This window comes from Phreatobacter oligotrophus, assembly GCF_003046185.1.
Taxonomy (GTDB): domain Bacteria; phylum Pseudomonadota; class Alphaproteobacteria; order Rhizobiales; family Phreatobacteraceae; genus Phreatobacter; species Phreatobacter oligotrophus.
On record NZ_PZZL01000005.1, the window covers coordinates 1 to 22,091 of the forward strand.

General features: G+C 67.0%; 18 protein-coding genes and 1 tRNA gene. 12 read left to right on the forward strand and 7 right to left on the reverse strand.

Features of this window, described 5'->3' with window-relative positions:
- Positions 1-1,260 precede the first annotated feature (1,260 nt).
- The 6 genes from C8P69_RS24565 (at position 1,261) to C8P69_RS23525 (ending at position 7,181) form a co-directional block, all read left to right on the forward strand.
- Entirely contained in the window at positions 1,261-1,422 is a 162-nt protein-coding gene (locus tag C8P69_RS24565; RefSeq protein WP_170118226.1) for a helix-turn-helix domain-containing protein, read from the forward strand.
- On the forward strand, positions 1,419-2,258 hold the full coding sequence (locus tag C8P69_RS12290) for a hypothetical protein (RefSeq protein WP_146167329.1): 840 nt from the start codon (positions 1,419-1,421) through the stop codon (positions 2,256-2,258). Before C8P69_RS24565 ends, C8P69_RS12290 begins: the two co-directional genes overlap by 4 nt.
- A 51-nt stretch (positions 2,259-2,309) precedes the next feature.
- Entirely contained in the window at positions 2,310-2,549 is a 240-nt protein-coding gene (locus tag C8P69_RS12295) for a hypothetical protein (RefSeq protein ID WP_108177562.1), read from the forward strand.
- Between the two features lie 282 nt (positions 2,550-2,831).
- Positions 2,832-5,321, forward strand: coding sequence for a DUF3987 domain-containing protein (locus C8P69_RS12300; RefSeq protein ID WP_170118227.1), 2,490 nt, complete (start codon positions 2,832-2,834; stop codon positions 5,319-5,321).
- A gap of 243 nt (positions 5,322-5,564) precedes the next feature.
- A complete protein-coding gene (locus C8P69_RS23520; protein WP_146167330.1) occupies positions 5,565-6,488 on the forward strand; it encodes a hypothetical protein in 924 nt (307 codons plus the stop codon).
- A gap of 408 nt (positions 6,489-6,896) precedes the next feature.
- A complete protein-coding gene (locus tag C8P69_RS23525; protein ID WP_146167331.1) occupies positions 6,897-7,181 on the forward strand; it encodes a hypothetical protein in 285 nt (94 codons plus the stop codon).
- Between the two features lie 38 nt (positions 7,182-7,219).
- On the opposite strand, the gene C8P69_RS12310 is transcribed toward C8P69_RS23525, so the two are convergent.
- Positions 7,220-7,780: a recombinase family protein gene (locus C8P69_RS12310; RefSeq protein WP_108177568.1), complete on the reverse strand. Its 561-nt coding sequence runs from the start codon at positions 7,778-7,780 to the stop codon at positions 7,220-7,222.
- 423 nt (positions 7,781-8,203) lie between these two features.
- Here C8P69_RS12310 and C8P69_RS12315 point away from each other — a divergent pair, with 423 nt between their 5' ends.
- The 4 genes from C8P69_RS12315 to C8P69_RS12330 are packed head-to-tail and all read left to right on the forward strand — an operon-like array spanning position 8,204 to position 13,495.
- A complete protein-coding gene (locus C8P69_RS12315) occupies positions 8,204-8,842 on the forward strand; it encodes a hypothetical protein (RefSeq protein ID WP_108177570.1) in 639 nt (212 codons plus the stop codon).
- A gap of 11 nt (positions 8,843-8,853) precedes the next feature.
- Positions 8,854-12,153 carry a hypothetical protein gene (locus C8P69_RS12320; RefSeq protein WP_146167332.1) on the forward strand — a complete coding sequence of 1,100 codons (3,300 nt, stop codon included), beginning with the start codon at positions 8,854-8,856 and terminating at the stop codon, positions 12,151-12,153.
- Positions 12,150-12,404: a helix-turn-helix transcriptional regulator gene (locus C8P69_RS12325; RefSeq protein ID WP_108177574.1), complete on the forward strand. Its 255-nt coding sequence runs from the start codon at positions 12,150-12,152 to the stop codon at positions 12,402-12,404. Before C8P69_RS12320 ends, C8P69_RS12325 begins: the two co-directional genes overlap by 4 nt.
- Before the next feature lie 8 nt (positions 12,405-12,412).
- Complete coding sequence (locus tag C8P69_RS12330; protein WP_108177576.1) at positions 12,413-13,495, forward strand: tyrosine-type recombinase/integrase; 1,083 nt, start codon at positions 12,413-12,415, stop codon at positions 13,493-13,495.
- Between the two features lie 57 nt (positions 13,496-13,552).
- Here C8P69_RS12330 and C8P69_RS12335 read toward each other — a convergent pair.
- Positions 13,553-13,628 (reverse strand) — tRNA-Glu (locus C8P69_RS12335).
- A gap of 142 nt (positions 13,629-13,770) precedes the next feature.
- Entirely contained in the window at positions 13,771-14,133 is a 363-nt protein-coding gene (locus C8P69_RS12340; RefSeq protein WP_108177578.1) for a hypothetical protein, read from the reverse strand.
- Between the two features lie 69 nt (positions 14,134-14,202).
- On the opposite strand from C8P69_RS12340, the gene C8P69_RS12345 reads away from it, so the two are divergent.
- Together C8P69_RS12345 and rpoH are read left to right on the forward strand one after the other, a co-directional pair.
- Positions 14,203-15,171 carry an RluA family pseudouridine synthase gene (locus C8P69_RS12345; RefSeq protein WP_108178110.1) on the forward strand — a complete coding sequence of 323 codons (969 nt, stop codon included), beginning with the start codon at positions 14,203-14,205 and terminating at the stop codon, positions 15,169-15,171.
- A 336-nt stretch (positions 15,172-15,507) separates the two neighbouring features.
- Positions 15,508-16,416 (forward strand): RNA polymerase sigma factor RpoH, encoded by a 909-nt coding sequence (gene rpoH / locus C8P69_RS12350; RefSeq protein WP_108177579.1) that lies wholly within the window; start codon positions 15,508-15,510, stop codon positions 16,414-16,416.
- 85 nt (positions 16,417-16,501) lie between these two features.
- Here the strand turns inward: rpoH and C8P69_RS23880 are convergent, their stop codons facing one another.
- The 4 genes from C8P69_RS23880 to pstB form a co-directional block, all read right to left on the reverse strand.
- Complete coding sequence (locus C8P69_RS23880) at positions 16,502-18,091, reverse strand: hypothetical protein (RefSeq protein ID WP_108177581.1); 1,590 nt, start codon at positions 18,089-18,091, stop codon at positions 16,502-16,504.
- A 27-nt stretch (positions 18,092-18,118) separates the two neighbouring features.
- Positions 18,119-19,408: an adenylosuccinate synthase gene (locus C8P69_RS12360; protein WP_108177583.1), complete on the reverse strand. Its 1,290-nt coding sequence runs from the start codon at positions 19,406-19,408 to the stop codon at positions 18,119-18,121.
- Positions 19,409-19,578: 170 nt separating this feature from the next.
- Complete coding sequence (locus C8P69_RS12365) at positions 19,579-21,231, reverse strand: mucoidy inhibitor MuiA family protein (protein WP_108177585.1); 1,653 nt, start codon at positions 21,229-21,231, stop codon at positions 19,579-19,581.
- An 87-nt stretch (positions 21,232-21,318) separates the two neighbouring features.
- On the reverse strand, positions 21,319-22,086 hold the full coding sequence (pstB, locus tag C8P69_RS12370; RefSeq protein WP_245902044.1) for a phosphate ABC transporter ATP-binding protein PstB: 768 nt from the start codon (positions 22,084-22,086) through the stop codon (positions 21,319-21,321).
- Positions 22,087-22,091: the final 5 nt, after the last annotated feature.

The window sequence follows — 22,091 nt, forward strand, 5'->3', positions numbered from 1 at the left end:
AGCTTGCCGGCCGTGCCGGCCTGACAAACGCCCGACCTCGCTCGGCGGTCGGTCTGTGGTGATCAGAAGATACACCACGTCCTGGGACATCACCCCACGCTGCCGCGTCGAAAGTGCAGTTCCTGTTCGGGCCCGAGGTACACGCCTTCGTCCGTCGCCTGATTGAGGCGGTCGTGAACCTAGAAGTCGGGCACAGCCTTTACCAGACGGGCGACGCAGATCGCGGATGGCTCGATAAAATGCACGAGGCGCGAATGCTGATCAGCACCGCTTCTGGCGAACTAACGACCCTGTGTCGCCCATATATGGCGCTTGCTCCTAGGCGACGCCCGACGCGCCGCACACGCTAGCTAGCAAAAAGCACGAAACCCCGCGAGCCGTTCATCCGGGCGCCGCGGGGTTCTGAGGACGTGCTGGTGGCACGACCTTATGCAATCAGGACGCGATCCTTCCGTCAACCATCTACCGATGCTGCCCATCTTTAGGCGCGTCCTGTTCGAACTCCGCCTGGGTTCGGTCGAAGTACTCCCAAAGGGATGAATTCGGGCGAAGCGCGGGGTCTGGCGGCGGGCGCCGAAGGAGCTCCACCGAACCGGCCGTCACGAGCAAAAGAGGATCAATTTCCTCAACCCCCCAATCGTTCGCGAAAACTGGGATTGGCCCGAACCCGATCCGCCAAGGCACCAACCACTCACCAACGGGAAAGCGGCGCTCTCGCACAACCCGGGCGCCGTAGCGGTCCTCGACGGCGTTGGCGTGGAAACGGATAGCGGCATAGCGCCTAAGGTGGTCGCGCATGGAAGTTTTTGAGCGACGGAAGACGCGGTCCTTTTTCCAGCACTCAAAGCAGGGTTCGAACGACAGCGTTCCCGGGATCCACCGCATCCCGATCCTCGCGTAGGGCGGAAAGGGTCCGTCGTACCCGAACCAAGTTCGTTCCCACCCCGCTTCAACGAGGAGCGAGTCCGCCAGAGTGATTGTGGATTCGAACGTTTGCATGCGCAGATTGAACGCGGCTAAAGCGCGCCGGGCAATCCGGGGGATCCCCGACTAAGCCATTGTGCAACATGAAAAAATTTCGCCTAGTATTCGTTATACAAATTGAGCAAACGCCGGAAGAATTAGCGTATAACAAATTCGACAAATAGCGATTATTGGGGGTTTATTGAATATCCGCGCTCGATTTGGTACATTCAGGTGGCTTTAGAAAGGACAAGGGGCCTCCGAATGCTACCCAACGCCACAAATCAATCCCCCGTCATGAGCCGCCGCGAGGCGGCCACGTACCTGCGGCTTTCCGAAATGACGGTGCACCGCCTCGCATCCGCGGGACACATCCAGCGGGTGAAGATCGGCCGGCGCGCTCTCTACCGTCGCGAAGATCTCGACCGGCTCATTGCACAGGGGGCGCGACGCGCATGACGGACGAGCGCAAGTACCCGAATTCTGGAAAGCAGCCCCACCGCCTAGGCAGAGCCGCGTTTCATATCGCGGCCTTCGAATATGAGCGAAGCCTTCCGCCGCTTTCCTTCGCTACTCCGCCCTGGCCCGAAGGCGCCCAGCCCGCGACGGCCGAAGATGAGATGAAGGCGCGGCTGGCGGCTACCCAACGCAACATCGAAGCCGACCTGCGCGCATCTGCCGTGGAGGAGCTCCGCGACGCCGGAGCTCCGATACCTGTCAAGGGCCCCCGCCCTGCATGGATCGAACCCGCAATTGAACCGAAGATCGAACTGTTTCGAGCTCAGTGGAGAGGCCTGGAGTCGCTCCCGAGCCACGCTGCCGCCCGCGACGTACCCGCCTACTGCATAGTGTACCTCTGCGCCCGATGGGAGCATGGTTCCAGCGACAAGGCGGCGGAGCATCTGAATGGGGACGCACCGAAGAACCGCAGGCCTGTACCCAAAAGCGATGATGTCGAATATCGCGACTCGCGCCTGACCCGCCACCACATCGACCGTGCTGCAAAAAAGGCCAAAGCCGGCCTTATCGAACAGAGCATTCGCGCGCGACGACTGTTTAAGACGGACCTTCTTCCCTGGATCGTTGCGAGCTGGACACGAAGATACAGGGTGATCGATAGGGTTTACGATGAAGCGAAGCGATCGCCGTACTTCCCCGGACTGACGGGCCTGCCACTGTTCGAAGCGATCTGCGCTCGCAAGCCGTTCTACAAGGTGTTCGACGCGATCGACCCCACAGTCCCTGACCTTACGGGCCTGATAGTCGCGCGATTGCGGGCGGCGAAGGAGGCCTAGTTTCGCGCGGCGAACAGCAGCAGCGTTCCTCGACCCACAGAGGAGCGACCCTTGCCCACGACCAATCACCTTCGACCCGAGACCCTGACCATTGCCGAGGCTGCGAGCACCCTGGGGCGATCCCGCTCCTGGGTGCGCGACCAGATCACCCTGGGATGGCTGGAGCGTCTCGACGTGCCCGGCTCTCGGCAAATGCACGTCACAAAACGGAGCGTCCAGCGCATTGCGCCGTGGGCGCGCCAGAAGGCGGCGCCTCGGCCGCATCTGTACCTCATCGTCGACAACACCTGAAACTAATCGGCCGCCGCACCGCTGTAACGGTGCGACGGCCAAGCAACGAGTAAAGGCACTATGTCTATACCAAAAGACGCCGAACGCGTCCAGCTTGGCGACATACTGGCGACGCGACCTTCAGAGCACCCGCCGCAAGCCATACCAGCCGCCGGGCCTAGGAAGACTGACGTAGAAACGATCCGAGTGTTCTACGAAACGGTCTTCAAGCACTGCGGCCCGGGGGGACTACTGTGCCTGCGGTCGGTAGAGCACACGACCGAAAGGCCGGCGACCCGATGGGTGACCATCGGCGGCGGCGCTGCGGCGGCCGCAGCAGAGATGGCCGAGGCAACGGCCACCAAAGCCGAGCCCGCTGTGTTCTGCCCGCCGCTGTGCGTTTTTGGCAACCAGCGCAAGGAAGACGGGATGCCCTTCGCCGGTGAGAGCAACATCGCCGAGGCGCCTGTCCTATCAATCGAACTCGATGAGAATCCCGACACCGGACTGTGGCGCGTCATCGAGGTCATTGGCGTGCCTACCGTTCTTGTTCGCTCTGGCGGCGTCTGCAAGACAACTGGCCAGGACAAGCTGCACGCGCATTGGCGCCTGGCGCTGCCGGCGCGAGACCCCGATGCGATCGCCAAGCTGAAGACCGCCCGCGCCCTCGCCGCCGGACTCGCCAATGGCGACGCAACGAGCATCAGCCCGGTGCATCCGATCCGATGGCCCGGCAGCTTGCACCGCAAGGACCGTTTGCGCCCGCGGCTGGCGACGGCCGAATTTCTAGGCCCCGAAGCACGGGACATTGAACTGGACGGCGCGCTGGCAAAACTTCAGGCCGCGGCCGACAATGCGGGCTTGTCGGTGCACGGCGCCCAGACGCTGCGAGCCCATAAGGCATCGCCGGCCGGCCAACCGCTGGACAGGCGCCACTTGCTGGTATTGGCAGAAGCGATCCCAAACCCCGACAGGCCCGATTGGGAGCGCTGGAGCCGGATCGGAATGGCGTTCCACGCCGCGTCCGCCGGAAACGGAGACGGTCTGGACGCATTCATTCTGTGGAGTGAGAAAGCGGCGAGCGTGATCGATTACGACGCGATCGACGAGCGTTGGTCGCACTGGGACCGCTCTCCGGCCGAGTACATGACCGTCGACACGCTGGTCAGCGAGGCAGAGAAGCACGAGCCTGGCTTTCGTTCCCGATGGACGATCGAACGATGGTTCGACGAGAAAGCCGCAGCCGAGGCCGCCGATCGCTCGTTCTCGCGGTTGGCACAGGCCCCCCATCACTCTGACAATGACGAGCGCTGGCCTAAGCCGGATGACCTTTTCGGCTTTGGCGATGGCTTGGAGCGGCAGGAGCCGCCGACAGGAGCATTGCCGAGCGTCCTCGAGGACTTCAGCCGGGACGCGGCCCGCCGAATGGGCGCAAGCGTGGCGCAGTTCACCGGCGGTACGCTGGCCGCACTGTCTGGCGCCGTCGGGACGAAGTTCAGGATCCAGCCGAAAGACCGCGACGCGTCCTGGGCCGAGTTCGGGGTGATCTGGGTTATGGACGTCCAGCCGCCGGGCGGCAAGAAAACGCCGGTGATCCGGGCCGTGACGCAGCCGCTGGAAAGCCTGGAGGCGGAATGGGTGGAACAAGACGCGCCCGTCTTCCGGGCCTGGCTGGCGCAGGAGAAGCGAAAGCCAAAGGCCGGCGAACCGATAATGCAGGAGCCCGTCAGGCGCCGGTGCGTTGCAAAGGATGTGACGCTCGAAGGCCTTCCCGACATCCTTCGCCAGAACCGATCCATCCTCTACTTCAATGACGAGCTCGCCGCGATCATCGGCGGGGCCGGGCAGTACAAGCAGGGCAAAGGCAACGATCGGCAGAAGCTGCTTACGCTGTACGACTGCAACTCCGTGACCATCGACCGAAAGACGGCCGGAACGGTCCACGTCCCCGTCTGGGGCGCAGCCGTCTACGGGGGCATTCAGCCCGGCAAGCTCCGCGAGTTGATCGCTTCAGTCGAGGGCGATGGTTTCCTTCAACGCTTTCTGGTCATCCATGGCGACGGTACGCGCCGGAAAGGCGTGGACGACGAGCCCGGCCCCTCAAGAGAGCGATACCGGCAATTTATCCGGGAAGTCGCGGCCGTCCGCGAAGCAGTGTCAGAACCCGTCAAGCTTAGCGCCGCGGCCCGTGCCGTTTGGGGGCCGCACGAAGAGCGATGGGAAGCCCTGTTTGACATGCAAGGCGCCTCGGAGGCCTTCCAGGGCCACCTAAGCAAGATGGGCGGCATCGCCTATCGACTTCTCCTCCTCTGCCACGTGGCGAACGAGTGGGAGCCTACAGGCGGCCATCCAGAAACGCGGCTTGTGAGCGCCAAGACGGCGACGCAGGCGGCGCGCCTTGTCAGCTGGTTTCTGACGCAAAGCATCCGGTTCTATGAGGACTATGTCGGTGCGGGCGAAGCGGTCGAGGACGCCAGATGGCTGGCCGACCATCTCCTGACAACGGGGAAGCAGCAGCTCACGCGCCGCGAGATCGGCAGAGTTCGGAACGCCATGGCGGGCAAGCCATGGCGGATGTGCGCAGCGATGCGCCAGCTCGAATGGGCGAACTGGGTGGATGTCGACCCGAAGGGCGGAAGCGATAAGCACGGGCCCGAGTGGTGGACCGTCAATCCGCGCGTTCACGTCGCCTTCGCCGATCGAGCGAAAATCGTCGCTGCGCAGCGCGCAGACATTCAGGAACGCATTCGCACTGCCGGCGAAGCGCGTAGACAAATTGTCCAGGCAGCGTGAGGCGTCGGAAATGTCACTTGCGCGGGTGAAGTCTAAATTCATTCATAGCCCCATTCCTCCTTTTTCTCTCTTGCGCGCGCGTAAGCGACATTTCCGACACCTGCCCCCCAGGCAAGTTTTCGGAGCGCTGCCGGACAAATTGTCCAAGCGAGCGGGCGGCGAGCGGGCGAACAACTTGTCTAAGCCGGAGGCGCGACGGGACGCCCGTCGATACTTCACGGGTTCAACGCCGAGGAACGCCCCGTGACGAACACGCCCCGGCAAGGCTGGTCACAGTCGGCGCGATGGCGCCGGATCGCCAGCGAACACTGCAAGCGGATGAACGCCGACCCGAACCGGCCCCGCTGTGGCGCCAAACGGCGCAGCACTGGCGAGCCGTGCCGGAACGTCGCGATGGCGAATGGCCGTTGCTACATCCACGGGGGCCGCACGCCTAAGGGCGACGACTGGCACAAGCCGCGGTGGCCGGATCGGGAGCGACCTGACGCGAACGAGAAACTAAGCGAAAAGCTGCGCAGCCTCGAAAAGCGCGCCAACCGCCGCAGGCGAAAGCTCAAGACCATGACCGCCGAAGAGCGTGCGGCCCATGACGCCTGGCAGGCGACGCACACGCCAGGACCGGCCGCCGCGCGGCGCCGCAGGCGGGCCCAGAAGCTTCAAAACCAGGAAGCTGCCTGGATCATCGCGGGCGCCTCTCCTCCGCCATCGCCGCGGCCTGCGCCGCCGATCACTGCCATGCCGCCAAAGGAAACTCCGATGAGCAAAAAGATCCTTCCTCCTGACGTATCGCCGACGATGGTGGAGGCTGACCTAGCCGTCCGCGTACGCACAGAAGGCCTTCCCGCTGCCTATAAGGCTGCACTGGAAGTCTGCCAGGATAAGAAGGCCGCCCCCGCCGCGCGAGCGACTGCGGCCGGCTGGATCTTCCGCGTCGCCGGGTTCGACGCGAAAAAGAACGATGACCGGGGGCGCCAGCTTTACGAGATGTCGGCGGACGAACTCGCGGCCGAAGCGCAGCGGGCCCAGGGTGAGCTAGACCGCCTCGAGGCACTTCGCGCTCGCGGGCGGCGCTTTGAAGACGACGCCAGCGATGACGAAGAGTCGGACTGCTCGGACCGGGACCAGATCGAACAGGACGACGGCCCGGAGGCGAACGCTTTCGATTGAGCCGCCCCCGAACCGACCCCTGGCACCCCTAAAGACTTCGCCGTCTAGCGGGTCCGAAATCTGGGGCGTTTCGCCGCCAGTAGCAGAGCCGGAGGGGCGACGGAAAAACGGGCTCTGCCAGTTTCAAAGAGCCAGCAGTTAGGCGAAAAATCGCAGAGTTTGCTCGCCTAAGGTGGTGCGTTGCTAAATTTTGTTTTTCCGCACTTCCCCAAGATGACAACGATACATGACGGTTTTATTTGATAACCGCAACATTTATTCTTCGCTTCCAAAAGCATTGCATAGTGTTGATTGCGCCGATCGACAGCACAATACAAATTCAACAAGGTTTTTCTATTGCAATGTTTGAGCGCCCTGGTCCACCGTTGGTCCATTCCGCTGGATGAAGCGGCACAACGGAGGACCAAGATGCCTAGAAACGAAATGTGGAACTGGGAACATCTCGATAATTGCCGCCGCGCCACCTTAGGCTTCTGCGGTTGCGGCGACTGGATATACCCGGCGCTTGATATCTTTGCCGCCCGGGCGCAACAGGGTGCGAAGATCGAAGTAAAGCGATCTTACATAATCTCACAGGCACCCAACGTGCCGCCCCGCGAGTCGATCTGCTTCAAGATGATTGGAGATGCCGGCGTTGTCACTGAAACACTGATCGAAGTCGCCGGCTTAATGAAAGAACACTCTGTTCTTTGATGTTGGGCTGCAAAAAAGGGCGCCTGTGGCGCCCTTTTTCATTTCCCCTCTAGGGCGCGATATACGCTGGCCCTGCCGATCCCTAGGGCCTTTGCAGCGGCGGATACAGTCAATCCCTCACCCTTCACCAAGCGCACGGCATCGTCGGCCTTAAGAGCCGCGGAAGGCTTGCGGCCCTTGTATTTGCCTTCCGCCTTTGCCTTGGCGATCCCTTCCCGTTGACGCTCTAGCATCAGGTCTCGCTCGAACGCCGCGACGGCGCCGAGAACCGTCACCATGAGCCGGCCGGTTGGCGTCGTCGTGTCCAGATCCATCGACAGGATCCGCACTTGAACGCCCTTTGCCTGCAGCGTGTCCAGGATCGCTAAAAGGTCCTTCGTCGAACGCGCCAGGCGATCCGGCTTGGTGACGACGAAAACGTCACCCTCACGGGCCCATTCGATCGCCCTCGCCAGTTCCGGCCGCTTAGCGTCGACGGATGACAGTTGTTCGGAGAAGACCTTTGTGCACCCGGCGCGCTCCAGGTCTCTCCGCTGCGCCTCCAGCCCCGCTACCTGTTCGATGGTCGACGTCCGGGCGTAACCGATCACAGCGGACATGGCGTTTCCTCCCAAAATGTCCAATAGGCTCAAAAACGATGTGTTGCGAAACGTCCAGAAATCAAGGGGTACTCAAATGGACCGCGTGCCGCCCGATCCCGGACGCGTCCGCTAGGGCAGGCCTCATTGGACAGAGACGGCCCCCTGCCCCGCTGGGCGCCGCGCCACTTATCGATCACGAACGCGTGAGTGGCGCGCCCCTATGTCGGGTGCGGTCGGATGACTGTCGATCGACAGTCGACCCGCGGGGCGGACCCGACCCCTGCCGGGCAGTCCGATTGCCGAGCGACGGCGGGCGCAGGGTGCCCACACAAAATTGCGCCCCAGCCAAAAATCGTGTGCGCGATTTTCCCGGGCCGAAGCCACCTTTCATCGCGCACCCGGGAGCCGGAGGATCGTCCCGCAACGACGAAAGGCAACGTCATGACACGCGCGTACTTTGCTCGAGAAGAGCACCTGCTACCCGAAGACGAAGCGGCCCGCCGCATGATCGTCCACGGCATACACGAGCATCTCTCCGAGATTTCGGATCACACGACCATCGCGCCCGAATGGCGCCTTACCAACGCTCTTCGCGGCCTCCTTGCTCTCCAGGACTACGGCGCCAGGGCTCTCGCCGACGTCGAGGCTGACGGGATCCGCCGCGCACTCGACGATGTGACGCCATGCATCCTCGCCAAGCTTGAAGGCTTGATGCCGATGGCGGCGCTTCAGACCGGGCTTTTCGATTTTCGGGAGCTCGTGGCGCACCACACTGCGAGGCGCCCCAGCTCGGACCGGGAAACGCGAGACCTGATCGACCGGGCGCAGATCTTCGAGAACGAACTGCACAACGTTTCGCTCCGCAAGCTGATGGAGCGTCGCGCGGAGAAGGCGGCCGCCAAGGCGCTAAAGGCAGCGGTAGCGGCGGCTTCAACGGTCGCCGAAATGCCCGCGGCAACGCCGACCACGAACCAGAAAGTGGCGCCTACGGACAGCATCCCTCCTCTGTCTCTTTACTTCGACATTGGCGACGAAGAACTCGACTTGCTCCCGCCCGATCATCCCTGGCTGAAAGACTGAGGGGCGCCCTCATGGCTCGCATCATCGAATTCGAGGGACGCAGAATCGAAGTCCCCGCAGACGCTACTGACGCTGAGATCGCAACCATCCTGGAAGGCCCGGCGGGCCCTCCCAGCGCGCACAAAGCGGCTGAGAAGCCCACCCCGGGCGCTAGCGGCTTCATTGAGGTCGAGGCACCCGACGGCACGATCGTAGAGTTCCCGGCGGGCACGCCCTACGACGTGATGACCCAGGCCATGCGGCAGCGCTTCGGCGGTCCCCAGACCGGCCCCGCCAGCCCCGCCGCTCCGAACTACGGGGTGACGTTCGATGACCTTATCCCCCGGCCGGGGAGCCAGATCACTTTCGACGATCTGATCCCGCAGACGCCGACGCAGCGCGCCATGGCCGAGCAGAACGCGATGACGCGCCCGCCGACGCCGCAGAGCGTGGCGGAGATCGCCGCGCGTCCGCCGGCGCCGCGCACTTGGGGCGACACAGCTTCCGATGCCTGGAACTACGCGGCATCGACTGGCGCCATCATGGGCCGCGAGGGGCGCCGCGTCATTGCGATGGCCGCCGGTGCGCCGGTCGATCTCGTCAACAACCTGCCGCGCGTCCCCGCCATGGCCCAGGCCGCCGTCAATTGGGCGATCCCTGCGGCGCGAAATCTACCGCAGATCCCCGATCCCGGCCGGATAAGCGACATGGGCGGCGGGCGAACGGAGCCCTTCGGCGGTTCGGAGTCGATCGACCGCGCGCTCGGTGCGCCGATCGACGTCGTCGAAGCCGTTATGCGCCCACCCCAAGGCGACGTGCAGGGCCCGCAGATGCCCTGGCGCGAGGGCCCGGTCCCCCAGGACGCTTTCCAGCGCGTGGCCGGCCGGATCGGCGGAGAGCTCGGCGCCGCGATGATCCCGGCCGCCGGCGCCTTGGCGGTCGCCGGGCGCGTTGGCCGCGAAGGCGCACGGCAGATGGGGCCGGTTGCTCGGTTCATGGTCGAGCCCGCAGCGGTCGACCCCACCGGGTTTGTCCGGCGCGAAGCCGCAAACGCCGGCGCCGCGGGTCTTGGCGCGGGCATAGCGAACGAAGCCGTGGGCAATCCGCAGCGCGGCGACAACTTCGTATCCGACTTCGCCGGATCGATGGGCGGAATCGCGACGCTTGGCGCAGGCAAGGCGATCATCGGCGCGGGCGGCAACGCACTTTCGGCGCTCTTTGGCGGCGGTCGCTACGCCGACGAAGTGGCGCGTGAAGCTGTCGCGTCGCGGATCATGGCGAACTCTTCCGAGATCGGCCGCCAGATGACCGAGGGGCGGCCCATCGATACATCGCCACTCGTCGAGGCGCTTCGCCGACCATCCCAGGCCGAGACGCTCATTCCCGGCTATCAGGCGAACATCGCCGACCGCACCGGGGATCCCTCGCTCGCGACCTTCGCCTTCAATCAGGATATGCGCTCTCCAGGCGCCGCCAATTCGCGCACCGCGCGGAACGAGGCCGCCGTCTCGAGCACGATGGATCGCATGGCGCCCGATGGCGACCCCGCTCAATTCCGGGCCGCGCTGCAGTCGGGCCGGGACGTCCAGATTGCCGAGGCGACGGCAGCGGCGCGACAGGCCGAAGCGGGCTTCGCGGCGGCATCGCAGCAAGTCCAGCCCACGATGCGCGACGCGACGGCGCGCGGTTCGTCCATTCGCTCTGCGCTTCAGGACCGCGCCGACGCCGTTCAGACCAACGTTGTGCAGCCGGCATGGGAGCCGATGAACCAACCCGTGCCGACCGACGTCAACCCGTTGGTGCAGCGGTTCGCGCAGCGTGATGCCACGCTGCCGGCAAATGACGCGGCGCGCTTCCGCCCGGCCGAAGCCGACGTCGTCAAAGGGATGGCGCCCGACGCCGCCCCGGCCCCTGTCAGCACCGGCCTTCTAGACGCCAGCGGTCAGCCGATCATGCGCCAGCCGCCGGCGCCGGACCCGCGCGTCCCGATGTCCGAGATCACCGCCGTTCGCGGCGGCCTGTCGGACGACATCATGGCGGCGGAACGAGCCGGCCGCCTGAACGAGGCCCGCGTGCTCCGCGGCTACCGCGTCGACGTCGACGCAGCCATCAAGGAGGCCCTGCCGGCCGAGCTGGCCGGGGCCTATGAGAACGCCCGGGCGCTGACGCGTGACTTCAAGGATCGCTTCGCGCGCCAGGGCACGGCGATCGGGGACACGCTGATGCGTCGCGAGGGCGGCATGTACGCGCTGGACGACAGCGCCGTGCCCGCTCGGTTCGTGCAGCCCGACAGCGGCCGTGTGAACGACTTCCGGGCGTTGATGCGCGAGGTCGGCACCGACCCGCGGGCGCGCAACGGCGTTGCGGACGAGATCCTGGCCGACGTCCAGTCTTCCGGGCTTCTCCAGCGCCCCGAACAGCTTCAGCGATACATGAACGAGCGCGGCATCATGCTCGGCGAGTTTCCGGAGCTTCGGCAGAAGCTGCAGGCCGCCGCTGAGGCCAGCCGCGGTATGACGGCGGCGCAGCAGGCGGCGCGCGAGACGGAACAGCGTCTGACGACGCCGGGCCGTAGCGCGGTCGCCTCCTACTTGAAGTACGCCGACGAGGCGACGGTCGACGCGGTCCGCACAATCACCACGGGTCCGCGCCCGGCCGAAGCAATGCGTGAACTTCTTGACGCCGCCGGCAACACACCGGAAGCGATCGCCAACGCCCGCGCCGCCCTGTGGGAAGCTGTGAAGCGGCAACGGAACCTTGCGCCGGGGCTCGGTGGCGAGGAGCGTTGGAACGGGCGCAAGCTGCAGCAACTCGTCAACGATCCGAAGTTCAACGCTGCGGCCCGCGTCCTGTGGCGCGACAACCCCGAGGAGTTCGACCAGATCCGCGCCGTATTCAATGCGCTTGCAGGCTCGGAGCGCAGCACGGCCGCGCGTCTCCCCGGCACGTCCGGCACCAGGCAAGCCTTGCTCGGCGGCTTCGACCCGGCGCTGAGCGCGGCGTCGGTTGCGAGCCGCATCCGAAGCGTCAACCGTTCTCAGCTTTCGCCGTCGATCGCCGCGATCGATCTCGCAGCGACCTGGCTTCGCCGGCGGTCCGCCCAGGTCCAGAGTCGGGCGATCGACACGATCGCCAGTGCCGCGGTGAACAACCCCGGCATGGCGGCGACCTTGCTCGAGGAGTTCAACCCCGCTGATTGGGCCGCGCGCCGGCGTCTGATCCTTCAGAAGTACGGCGTGCGCGCGACGCAGTTGGTCAATCTCCTGGACGAGGCCCAGGACGACGACCCGGTTAAGGACGCCATCATGCGACAGCCGGAGGGCCGCCGATGAGCCGAGACCTGCGCCCGGATCCCCTCGCCTATCCGCCGCGCGGAATGAGCCGTGAGGAGGCTGCACGTTACGTCGGTGTCAGCGCGACGAAGTTCGACGAACTCGTCGCCGATGGTCGGATGCCGCCGCCAAAGCAGATCGACGGTCGTGTCGTGTGGGACCGTCTCCGCCTCGACGCGGCCTTTTCCGAAATCTCCGAGCGCGTGAATGCGATCGACGCCGCCTTGAAGGGCCGCGGCCGGGCTGCTTGACTGTTGCGATGGTCGAGCCTCCCCGCCCCTACCTCTCGTCGTTCAAGGACCGCCATGGCACGTTTCGATGGCGGTTCCGCCGGGGCGGCCGTTCTGTCTACCTCGCCGGTCAACCCGGGGAGCCGGCTTTCGAGGCGGAGTACGAAGCGCTCATCACTGGTCAGCGGCGCAAGATAGCCGACATGCGGCCGCTCCCCGGGGCGACGGTTCCGCGGTCATTCCGCGCGGCTTGGCGCATTGCCCAGAAGGATCCTGTCTGGCTTCGGAACACGCCTGAAACCCGGGCGCGCCACGCTGCGATCGTCGAAGCATTCCTGACGGCCAAGGTTTCAGCGGACGCTGACCTGACGTGGGCAGACGTTCCCGTCGAGGACCTGAAGCGCCGCCATGTGAAGGCGATCCTGGCAGAACGAGCCGACACCCCCCACGCTGCGCGCCATCTGTTGACGCGCATTCGGCAGATGATCGTCGCAGCGATGGACGAGGAATGGATCGAACACGACCCGACGCACAAGATATCGTGGCGCCCTGAGTACAAAGGCTGGCGCGCCTGGACGGATGCCGAGCGTCAGGCTTTTGAGCGACACTGGCCTGTCGGGACGACGCCCCGGCTCGTCTACGCCCTCGCCATCTGGCAGGGCCACCGGCGGAGCGACATCGCCCGCCTAAAGCCCGACGACATCGCAGGCGACTTGGTCCGGCTCCAGCAGAAGAAAACAGGCAAGGTCATTCAATTGCCGATCGTGTCCATGCTGCGAGAGGTCCTCGCCGCGACGGATCTCACAGGCAAGACGGTCCTGCGCACGAAGTACGGTGACCCGTTCTCGGCTAAGTCGCTCACCGGGCACATGGCCGTATGGACCAAGGCCGCCGGCCTCCCGCCTGGATGCACGATCCACGGTCTCCGCAAGACGCTTGGAAAGCTGATGGCCGAAGGCGGTGCGTCGACACGCGAATTGATGGACGTCCTCGGACACGACGACATCAACCACGCCGAGCTCTACTCGCGTGAGGCCGAACAGGTGCGGATGGCACGGCAGGGCCTTGAGGCGGCCGAACGAGTCGTGCGAGGCGGCAAGCGGAGTGTCTAGGCGGCTGTCTAACCGACTGACTAACACCGTAGCTAAGTTATTGAGATTAAGCGCTTTTGGCGCTCCCTAGGGGACTCGAACCCCTGTTTTCGCCGTGAGAGGGCGACGTCCTAGACCGCTAGACGAAGGGAGCGGACCGCCTCAAGCGGCGGAGGGCGCTTCATAAGCGCAAAGGCCCCGGCCGGTCAAGCGGGCCGCGCTGGGCTGTCGCAAGAAACTGGGGACCCCCGCGGGACGCCGCGAGATGCCGAGCCGGCGCGCCGCTGCGACCGCGATCAGGGCCGCGGCACCTGCGGGCCGCCGACGCGGATGCGGTGGCTTTCCTTCAGCGTCTTGAGGTCATAGATGACGATGGTGGCGCCGGTCTCCGCCTGATAGGTGACGGTGAGCCGGTTCTCGGCGCTGACCGCCGAGACGAGGCGGCCGGGCTCGGCGGGAATGGCGCCCGAGACGACCGTCCCCGGTCCCGGCACCGTCATCAGCCGGTAGACGATGACCGCGAGCACGCTGCCGACGCCGAGGATCATGACGAGGAACGAGATCACCGAGATGCGGCGCATGCGCGCCACCACCGCCTCGCTGGCGGGATCGGCGGCGTCCGTCTCGGTCGGGGCGGGGGTCGGCTGGATCTGGCTCATGGGCTTTGCGGCGACGGCAGGAGGGGCGGCGTGACGCGCACGGCCGACGAGGGAGCGGAGGGCCTCCGGATGGACGGCGTCGAACTGCAGGCCGACACGCCGCGCGAACGGCTGGACCGTCTCTTGGCGCGCCGCCTGCCGGACCTGTCGCGCTCGCGCCTCAAGGCGTTGATCGAGGCCGGACAGGTCAGGATCGGCGGGCGGACCATGACCGATGCCGCCCACAGGGTCAATGTGGGCGACGTGGTGGCCCTTGTCGTGCCGGAGCCCGAGGATCCGACGCCGCAGGGCGAGGATATCCCGCTCGCCATCGTCCACGAGGACGAGGCGCTCATCGTCATCGACAAGCCGGCGGGCCTCGTCGTCCATCCGGCGGCGGGCAACTGGACGGGCACGCTGGTCAATGCGCTCATCGCCCATTGCGGCGACAGCCTGTCGGGGATCGGCGGGGTCAGGCGGCCGGGCATCGTCCACCGCCTCGACAAGGACACGAGCGGGCTGCTGGTGGTGGCGAAGACCGATCGCGCGCATGCCTCCTTGAGCGCGCAGTTCGCCGATCACGGCCGCACCGGCCCGCTCGAGCGCGCCTATGTCGCCTTCGCCTGGGGCGTGCCCGCGCGCGCGAGCTTCACCATCGACGCCGCCCTCGACCGCGACCCTCGCGCGCGGGAGAAGATCGCCGTCCGCCCCTCCGGACGCGACGCGGTGACGCATGTGACCGTCGAGGAGCCCCTCGCGGGCGGGCTCGCGAGCCGGGTCACCTGCCGCCTCGAGACCGGGCGCACGCACCAGATCCGCGTCCACATGGCGCATGTCGGGCATCCCCTGCTCGGCGACGCGACCTATGGCAGCGGCTTCCGCACCAAGGCGGCGAAGCTTCCCGCGCCCGCCCGCGAGGCCCTCGACGCCCTCGGCCGCCAGGCGCTCCACGCAGCGATTCTGGGCTTCGAGCACCCGATAACGGGCCAAACCATGCGTTTCGAGAGCCCCCTGCCCGCCGATCTTGCCCGTCTGGCCGAGGCCCTGCGCGGCGCCTGAGCGCTGCGGGAACCCGCGCCGCCCCGCCGCCGTTGCATCCCCTAGCGGCGTCCTCCCATCACGCCGCCGTCACGGCAACGTGTAACGACACGATGGCCCGCTTCGTAGTTGACTATGGGCTGAGGTGATCGCCGAGCATCTTGCACGAATGCAAGCTTGACCTCGCGAACCTTCCCCTCTCGCGGGCATCTGTCAATGTTCTGCCATGATTGCCCGCAATGATCCGAACAGGTCGGCGGGCGGTATAGCCCAATGACCAGCGGGCCACCCAGGCTTTTGGGGTGGGTGGCTCGGGGCTCGCCGGATGGTCCGGGAGCCGAAGACAAGGAGCGCCCTATGGCTCATGCTGCATCCCTTCCGATCCTCTCGGCCGAAGCCGGGCTGTCGCGCTATCTCGATGAGATCCGCAAGTTCCCGATGCTGCAGCCGCAGGAGGAGTACATGCTCGCCAAGCGCTGGCGCGAGCACGGCGACAGCGCGGCGGCCCACCGGCTCGTGACCTCCCACCTCCGTCTCGTGGCGAAGATCGCCATGGGCTATCGCGGCTACGGCCTGCCGATCGGCGAGGTGGTTTCCGAGGGCAATGTCGGCCTCATGCAGGCGGTCAAGCGGTTCGAGCCCGACAAGGGCTTCCGCCTCGCCACCTATGCGATGTGGTGGATCAAGGCCTCGATCCAGGAATACATCCTGCGCTCGTGGTCGCTCGTGAAGATGGGCACCACCGCCAACCAGAAGAAGCTGTTCTTCAACCTGCGCAAGGCGAAGAGCTCGATCTCGGCGCTGGACGAGGGCGACCTGCGTCCCGACCAGGTCAAGGTCATCGCCACCAAGCTCGGTGTCGAGGAGCAGGACGTCATCGACATGAACCGCCGCCTCGGCGGTGACGCGTCCCTCAACGCGCCGCTCCGCGAGGACGGCGACGGCGAGTGGCAGGACTGGCTGGCTGACGATTCCGACAGCCAGGAGGCCGTGCTCGCCCGCGAGGAGGAGACGGACAACCGCCGTGCCGCGCTCACCAAGGCGCTCGGCGTCCTCAACGAGCGCGAGCGCATCATCTTCGAGGAGCGCCGCCTCAAGGACGACCCGATCACCCTGGAGGAGCTGGCGGAGCGCTTTGGCGTCTCGCGCGAGCGCGTCCGCCAGATCGAGGTCCGCGCCTTCGAGAAGGTGCAGGAGGCAGTGGTGAAGTCGATCCGCGAGATCGAGCGCCCGGCCGCCCAGGCCGCCGCCCTGCCGGCGCACTGAACGCCCGGCCGACAGGTCCGACACAACAAAAAGGGAGGCCGCGAGGCCTCCCTTTTTCATGTTCGGTCGGGGATGAAGCCGGAGCTCACTGGCCCCAGGCCTGCAACGCCTCCTCGAAAGCCCGGTCGCCGCTGGCCCCCTTCTCCACCGTGAGGATGGCGCGGCGGCCGGCGTCATAGCGCATCGGAATGTCGAAGAATGGCCGGGTGCGCAAGGCCTGCAGGTTGTTGTTGCGGTCCATGTCGAAGCCCGACAGGCCGACGAAGAAGAAGCCGTTGGTGACACGCACGGCCTGGCCGACCAGCGGCACGCCGCGGGCCTGCTCGGACACCTTCATCAGCACGCCGGGAACCTCCGCCACGCCGCCGAACTGGAAGTCGCGCGGCAGCGCGTAGAGGATCTCGATCGTGTGGCTCGCCGGCAGCGTCTGGTCGAGGTTGCGGCGAATGGTGATGGTCACCGTCATCCGCCGCTCTGGGATGGACACTTCGCCGAGCAGGGCAAGGTCCGGCGGCTGGCCGGGGCCGACGCTGACCGTCTGGGTGCGCCAGACGACGGTGCCCTGCATCAGGGTGCCGGCGGCATTGCCCGGCGTCTCCTCGAAGAGCGCGGCGCGGGCGGCCTGGCCGGGGACGGCCGGGGGCGCGGCGGGAGCGGGAGCAGCCGCCTGCGGCGCCACGGGAGCCGGGGCCGGAGCCGCGGGAGCGGCGGGCGCTGCTGCGACCGGCGGAGCAGCAGGCGCGGGCGAAGCCGGCACCGGGGATGGCGGCGGCGGCTCGTTGGAGGCAGCCTGCGAATCCGTCGAGCCCTCATTGGCCGGCGGCAGGGCCGCGGCGGGCGGGTCGACGGGAACGATGCGGCGGGGCGTCGGCGCCGGCGCGGCAGGGGCGGGTGCGGGCGCAGCGGGCGCCTGCACGGCCGGAGCCGGCGCGGGATCGCCGCCGACGCGATCGGTCGACTTCGGCCGGTCGGCATCCGGCGCACGCGGCGCGGGCGCCGGAGCCGGCGTCGCCGGCGGGGTCGGCGCGCGGGCCGTCGAGAAGGGCATCCGGTCGGGATAGGTGTTGGCCACGTACCAGCCGAGAGCACCGGCGCCGCCGAGCAGGATCAGCACCAGCACGATGGCGATGAGGCCACCCTTGCCCTTGCGCGGCGCCTCTTCGGCCTCCTCGCCGAGGACGGCGACACGCGGGCGGATGGGACCGCTCGCGGCATCGTTCGCATCGGTGAACGGCGTCGAGCGGCCGACCGACGGCTCGATCCGCTCGGCCTCGACCGAGGGCTCGGGCGTGGTCAGTTGGTCGCGGGCGGAGCGGCGCGCCTGCGCCGTGGCATCGCCCAGCGTCTGGGCGTCATGGGCCGCATCGCTGACGGTGCGGGCACCGGCGATGGAGATCGGCGCGGGCTTCTGCGCGGCGATGCCGAGGGAGGCGAACTCGCGCTCCAGCATGGCATCGAGGCTGTCGCCGGCATTGTCCGCCTCGACCTTGCGGATGGCATCTTCCAGCGCCATGCGCTCGCGGGTGATGTGCTCTTCGGGCAGCGGCGGGTTCATGCCGCGCAGCTGCGCGAGCAGCGCGGCGCGCGCGCGCTCATACACCGCGCGACGGGCTTCCCCGGTGTTCTCCGCCAGAGCCCCGACGGCGCGGGAGATAAGCGGCGTGTAATCGGCCATCGAAACTCGCTTCTTGCCCCCGAACTCTTACTCGAAGGGGTTGCGCACCAGAATCGTGTCGTCCCGCTCCGGGCTTGTCGATAGTAACGCGACGGGACAGCCGATCAATTCCTCGATTCGCCGGACATACTTGATCGCCTGAGCGGGCAATTCGCCCCAGGAGCGCGCGCCCATCGTGGTGGAATCCCACCCCTCGATGGTCTCGTAGATCGGCTTGATGCGCTGCTGCGCGTCCTGGTTCGCCGGGAAGATGTCGATCTGCTTGCCGTCGAGCTCATAGGCGACGCAGACCTTGATCTCCTTGAAGACATCGAGAATGTCGAGCTTCGTCAGGGCAATCCCGTCGATGCCGTTGGTCTTCACCGCCTGGCGCACCAGCACGGCGTCGAACCAGCCGCAGCGCCGCCGCCGGCCGGTGACCGTGCCGAACTCGCGGCCGCGATCGCCCATGATCTGGCCGTTCTCGTCTTCCAGCTCGGTCGGGAACGGGCCGCCGCCGACGCGCGTCGTGTAGGCCTTGGTGATGCCCAGCACATAGTTGATGGCGCTCGGCCCCATGCCCGAGCCGATCGCCGCCTGGCCAGACACGGTGTTGGACGAGGTGACGAAGGGATAGGTGCCGTGGTCGATGTCGAGCAGCGTGCCCTGCGCGCCCTCGAACAGGATGCGCTTGCCGGCGCGGCGCTGCTCGTCGAGCAGGTCGAACACCGTGGTGACGAAGGGCAGGACCTTCGGCGCGATGCCCGCGAGTTCGTCATAGATCGCCTGGGCCTCGATCTCCGGCAGGCGCAGGCCGCGGCGCAGCGCATTGTGATGGGCGAGGAGGCGCTCGATCTTCGGCATCAGCGTGCCGAGATCGGTGAGGTCCGTCATGCGGATGGCGCGGCGGCCGACCTTGTCCTCATAGGCCGGGCCGATGCCGCGGCCGGTCGTGCCGATCTTGGTGCCGGAATTGGCCGACTCGCGCTGCTGGTCCAGCTCGCGATGCAGGGACAGGATGAGGCAGGCATTCTCGGCAATGCGCAGCGTCTCTGGCGTGATCGACACGCCCTGCGCCGACACGCGCTCGATCTCGGCGATCAGGGCATGGGGGTCGATGACGACGCCGTTGCCCACCACCGACAGCTTGCCGGGGCGCACGATGCCCGAGGGCAGCAGCGACAGCTTGTAGGTGACACCGTCGATGACGAGGGTGTGGCCGGCATTATGTCCGCCCTGGAACCGCACCACCACGTCGGCCTGGCTCGACAGCCAATCGACGATCTTGCCCTTGCCCTCGTCGCCCCACTGCGAGCCGACGACAACCACGTTTGCCATGGTTCATATCCTCCACGGCAAGGGAAAACCCCGGCGACGCGTCCGCGCGTCCTGCCGGGGCCCTTGCACTGTGCGGATAATGGATCATCGCGAGGGTGGCAAGTGTGGAGCCGGCCACCTTCCACCGCCGCTTGGTCCGGCGGGCGCGGGAGCGCCGCGCCTCCGGCCCGTCACGACCTTCCCTGGACCTGCTGCACGCGTTTGTCGGCCGGCCAGCGGATCCGCCAGCCGTGGCGGATGTCGCGGCTGGTGCCCGGAGCGAGGTCGAGGCTCCAGGCGACGATGCCGCGCCTCCCGTCCGGCTCGCGCAGGGTCGGCGCCGTCACGCCCGGCAGCGGCTCGACCGTGATCTCCTGCTGTTCAGGCACGGGGATGCGGTCCTCGACCACCACGCGGCGGGCGACCTGCGCGCCGTTGCGCAGGACGAAGCGGAACTCGCGCTCCTCGGTCCGCGAGGTGGAGATGATGCCGGAGGAGCCATCGGTCCGCCGCACGACCTGATGCTCGACGCGCAGGAGGTCGTCGGGGCCGAAGCCGAGCTTCACCTCGTCCTCGCGCGTCGCCGCGCCGATCTGCCCGCGCCCGGCGAAGATGCCATCGCGATAGAGACTCACCGGCCCGGCCATGAGCGGCACATCCTCGCCATGGCGGAAGCGCGCCTCCAGGAAGGCGGTCGTGTCAAGGCTGGGCACGACCCGCGACACGAGGTCGGGTTCGAGCGTCGCGGAGGCGATGCGCAGCGTGCGGGAGCCGTCGCCCGAGGCGACCTGGGCACGGCCCGGCACGACGAAACTCGCCTGGAAGGCACCGACTTCCGCGACGGCCTCCTGCTCAACCGCCCGTGCGGTGGAAGCTTCTGCCTGCTCGCGGGCGGGAGCCGCCGGAGCCGGCATGGCGAGGGGACGCGGCATGCCGGAGACCGCCGATCGGTCGCGCATCGCCTCGGGGTCGTGGAAGCGCAGGACCAGCGGCTGCAGCACCGGCGCAGCCCCTCCCCGCGCCACCCGCGCGGTGGACACGGTGAGCGCGACATCCGTCCAGTCCTCGCCGGTCTGCTGGCGGATGTCGGCGCGGCGGACGAGCTCGAGCTGGGGCTTCGCCGCCGTCGTGACGAGGCGGGCGTCATAGACCGGCGCCCAGCGGGCCTGGCGCACGGCATAGGTGAGGGTCAGTTCGCCGCGGAAGGCCTGGGCAGCCTCCACCGCGATGCGGGCTTCGAGCCGTCGCGGCGGCTGGGCGCGCAGCTGCGCCTCGATCTCCGCGATCGAGCGGTCGAGGCCGCGCTGGGCCTGTTCGGCCTGGCGGATGGCGCGGTCGGCCGCAAGGGTCTCCTCATGGGCCGCCGCGAGGGCCTGCCGCGCCTCGGCGATGACGAGGCCACGCTCGCCGCCGGCCAGCGTGCCCGGAGAGACCAACGCTTCGGCCGCGCGCTTCCTCACCCGCTCGGCGGCGATCCGGTCGTCGAGGGACTGGCGCTCGTCCTTGAGCGTCTCCAGGCGCTGGACCAGCGCAGGGTCGCGCCGCTCCGTCGGCCGCGGCTGGCGGGCATCGACGGCGTTGATGGCAAGGCTCCCGGTGCCCGCGCCCTGCAGGCGGATCGACCCGGGATCGGCGGTGAGCGGCAGGTCGTCGATGACCAGCACATGCTCGCCCGCCGGGACGGAGACGGTGAGGCGGCGGGTGACGCTCGCCCCATCCGGAAACACGGTGACGGCGTCGGGCCGCGAGGCAACGGGAATGTCGGCGGCCAGCGCCGGCAGGGCGGCGGTGCAGGCAAGCGCCAGGGCGAGGATACTCGAGGCGGGCGCGGCGAGGCGGGGCATGGCGATCCTCCGGGTGTCAGGGCACCGCATGAGGACGCCGGAATGGGGCCGCCGCGGGGCTCAACCGCGGCGGCGATCCGTCCAAAATCAGCCGAAGCGGCCGGTGATGTAGTCGCGGGTGCGCGTGTCGGTCGGGTTGGTGAAGATCTGGTCCGTTGCGCCCTCCTCGACGAGAACGCCGAGGTGGAAGAAGGCGGTGCGCTGCGACACGCGGGCGGCCTGCTGCATCGAGTGGGTGACGATGACGATGGTGAAGTTCTGCTTCAGCTCGTCGATCAGCTCCTCGATCTTGGCGGTGGCGATGGGGTCGAGCGCCGAGCAGGGCTCGTCCATCAGGATCACCTCGGGCGAGACGGCGATGGCGCGGGCGATGCAGAGGCGCTGCTGCTGACCACCCGACAGGCCGGTGCCGGATTCCTGCAGGCGGTCCTTCACCTCGTTCCACAGGCTCGCCTTCTTCAGCGAGGTCTCGACGACCTCGTCGAGATCGGTCTTGCTCTTCACCAGGCCGTGGATGCGCGGGCCATAGGCCACGTTCTCGTAGATCGACTTCGGGAACGGGTTCGGCTTCTGGAACACCATGCCGACCCGGGCGCGCAGCTGCACCACGTCGAGGTCGCGGTCGTAGATGTCCTGGTCGTCGATGTTGATGTTGCCGGTGACACGGCAGATCGAGATCGTGTCGTTCATCCGGTTGATGCAGCGCAGGAAGGTCGACTTGCCGCAGCCCGACGGACCGATGAAGGCCATGACCGAGCGCTCGGGAATGTCGACGTTCACGTCCTTGATGGCGTGCTTCTCGCCATAGAAGACGTTGACGTTCCGGCCGGTGATCTTCGGTCGGGTCGCCGCCATCGGGG

Coding starts and splice junctions, on each gene's coding strand:
- C8P69_RS24565 (WP_170118226.1), top strand. CDS start 1,261: ATGAGCCGCCGCGAGGCGGCCACGTACCTGCGGCTTTCCGAAATGACG.
- C8P69_RS12290 (WP_146167329.1), top strand. CDS start 1,419: ATGACGGACGAGCGCAAGTACCCGAATTCTGGAAAGCAGCCCCACCGC.
- C8P69_RS23525 (WP_146167331.1), top strand. CDS start 6,897: ATGCCTAGAAACGAAATGTGGAACTGGGAACATCTCGATAATTGCCGC.
- C8P69_RS12310 (WP_108177568.1), bottom strand. CDS start 7,780: ATGTCCGCTGTGATCGGTTACGCCCGGACGTCGACCATCGAACAGGTA.
- C8P69_RS12315 (WP_108177570.1), top strand. CDS start 8,204: ATGACACGCGCGTACTTTGCTCGAGAAGAGCACCTGCTACCCGAAGAC.
- C8P69_RS12320 (WP_146167332.1), top strand. CDS start 8,854: ATGGCTCGCATCATCGAATTCGAGGGACGCAGAATCGAAGTCCCCGCA.
- C8P69_RS12325 (WP_108177574.1), top strand. CDS start 12,150: ATGAGCCGAGACCTGCGCCCGGATCCCCTCGCCTATCCGCCGCGCGGA.
- C8P69_RS12330 (WP_108177576.1), top strand. CDS start 12,413: ATGGTCGAGCCTCCCCGCCCCTACCTCTCGTCGTTCAAGGACCGCCAT.
- C8P69_RS12340 (WP_108177578.1), bottom strand. CDS start 14,133: ATGAGCCAGATCCAGCCGACCCCCGCCCCGACCGAGACGGACGCCGCC.
- C8P69_RS12345 (WP_108178110.1), top strand. CDS start 14,203: ATGGACGGCGTCGAACTGCAGGCCGACACGCCGCGCGAACGGCTGGAC.
- rpoH (WP_108177579.1), top strand. CDS start 15,508: ATGGCTCATGCTGCATCCCTTCCGATCCTCTCGGCCGAAGCCGGGCTG.
- C8P69_RS23880 (WP_108177581.1), bottom strand. CDS start 18,091: ATGGCCGATTACACGCCGCTTATCTCCCGCGCCGTCGGGGCTCTGGCG.
- C8P69_RS12360 (WP_108177583.1), bottom strand. CDS start 19,408: ATGGCAAACGTGGTTGTCGTCGGCTCGCAGTGGGGCGACGAGGGCAAG.
- C8P69_RS12365 (WP_108177585.1), bottom strand. CDS start 21,231: ATGCCCCGCCTCGCCGCGCCCGCCTCGAGTATCCTCGCCCTGGCGCTT.
- pstB (WP_245902044.1), bottom strand. CDS start 22,086: ATGGCGGCGACCCGACCGAAGATCACCGGCCGGAACGTCAACGTCTTC.